At 45.8% G+C, this 1938-nt stretch carries 2 protein-coding genes; both read right to left on the bottom strand.

The annotated features are described in order from the left end of the window. On the bottom strand, positions 1-464 hold a 464-nt coding region (locus FIM25_RS16865; RefSeq protein WP_246052263.1), incomplete at its 3' end, for an Rpn family recombination-promoting nuclease/putative transposase. A 233-nt stretch (positions 465-697) separates the two neighbouring features. Then, on the bottom strand, positions 698-1621 hold the full coding sequence (locus FIM25_RS16860) for an Rpn family recombination-promoting nuclease/putative transposase (RefSeq protein ID WP_246052261.1): 924 nt from the start codon (positions 1619-1621) through the stop codon (positions 698-700). Positions 1622-1938 lie beyond the last annotated feature (317 nt).

Below are 1938 nucleotides of genomic sequence, written 5' to 3'. Positions count from 1 at the left end.
AGGTGATCCGTCAGGAGCAGTTCCGGCGTATCCTTTTCACGAAGCATGAAGCAGAGGTGGTATCTATCCACATTCTTAAACATCTTAAAATCAAGGATATTGATGCAGACCACAGGACGCAGGGTAGAATAATTATCCCCTGTAACCAATTGATCTCCGTAGAGGTCAGTCCAGTAATACAAAGCCCGTTCCCCGAAAAAGCCCTTATCCGAGTTCTGCATTTCCATATCAATCCACCTGCCGTCAGAAGATTTTGCCTTGATATCCAGTATGGTTTCTTTGGCATTGAGGATGGTCTGGATGTTGAAAGGGTTTTTAATCACAAGGTCTGTGATCAAAGGGAATCCTGAGTTTTTCATAACGGCATTGATAAAATCAATGAGAATGGGCTTATGCTCTTCCTTGCCGAAGAGAAACTTGAAGAAAATATCCGATGTGGGCTTTACATAAAAATCCGTGAGCATTTGGTTCAAGGGGGCCTCCCGCTGGTTGCTGGTTCATATGACAGGGAGAACCATAACCTGAAAAAGGGGCAGTGGGAAGTGGGAAGCAAGACAGCCTGCAGGGGCAGCTTAAAGCTATTGGATTGGCACACACACAGGGCCACGTAATACCCAGCAAGACAACAACCAGACACAACCCATACAGCAGGGCTGCGTCCGGTCATAGATGGGTAAGAAATCAAAATAAGAAGGGCTTAATGTCTGGTAGCATCATCACCTATAAGCAGATCCAAACCCTTATCACCTGCGTCAATAACAGCCTTTACCTGTTCGGGGGTGAGTCCAACACCTGCGGCAATATCCTGGGGATTAAGATTGAGTCTGGAAAGACGCATGATGGTCTGGTACTTTTCATTGTACATGCCCTTAACCGTACCAATCTCCTCACCCTCTCTTCTGGCATAATTAATATCCGTCTTATGATCCCGCTTCCATTTGAGGTGGGACTCATAGGCTTCACGCATATGTTCGTCCTGAGTGAACCTGATGTACTTTTCTCTGGCACTGGCGATGTGGGGGTTGTTCTTCAAGATGGTATCCATAATCTTATCCTCCCTGCTCAGGCCTTCGTTTTTGAGGTAATAGAGCCACATATCGATGGTCTTTTCCACATTGTAATCAGTAATCTTGGGAAGTTCAAGGAAATGCAGGGCAAGGTGATCCGTAAGCATAAGCTCAGGCATGTCCTTTTCACGGAGCATAAAGCAAAGGTGGTGCCTGTTCACATGCTTAAACATCTTGAAATCAAGGATATTAATACACATGGCAGGTCTCAGAAGGGAATAGTCTTCGCCCTCCCCAAGCTGCTCCCTGTACATGGATGCCCAATAGTACAGGACTCTTTCCATAAAAAAGGCCCTGTACAGGTTCTGCATCTCAACATCGAACCACCTGTCGTCAACGGACTTGGCCTTGATGTCCAGTATGCTTTCTTTTTCATTGTAGATGGTCTGGAGGTTGAAGGGATTTTTGATTTCAAGGTCTGTGATCAGGGGAAAGCCGGAGTCCTTTAGAACGCCATTGATAAAATCAATGAGCATGGGCTTATGCTCTTCCATGCCAAAGAGATACCTGAAGAAGATGTCTGATGTGGGTTTTACATAAAAATCCGTAAGCATCTGGTTCAAGGGGGCCTCCATGCAGGGTGGTAAAGTGTCTTATGGCAGGAAGGACCATAGCCTGAAAAAGGGGAAGTGGGAAGTAGGAAGGGGGGCAGCCAGCACAGGGCAGGCACAAAGAACCTGCCCCCTGCAAGAGCTGAAAACGCATGGTGCTGGTGGAATATGAAACGACCTTTATTTTATTTGGAATCAATGCCCATGGCTTTGCTCAGCAAGTTTTTTAGCATTTTTCTGGATTACCGGAATAAAGGATCTCAGTGCATCATTAATGGCCTTTGAATCAGAAAAATACTCTGCCACATCAGGATCAATGA

Source organism: Desulfobotulus mexicanus (assembly GCF_006175995.1).
In the GTDB taxonomy this organism is placed as follows: Bacteria; Desulfobacterota; Desulfobacteria; order Desulfobacterales; family ASO4-4; genus Desulfobotulus; species Desulfobotulus mexicanus.
This window is presented reverse-complemented; position numbering and strand designations above follow the sequence as displayed.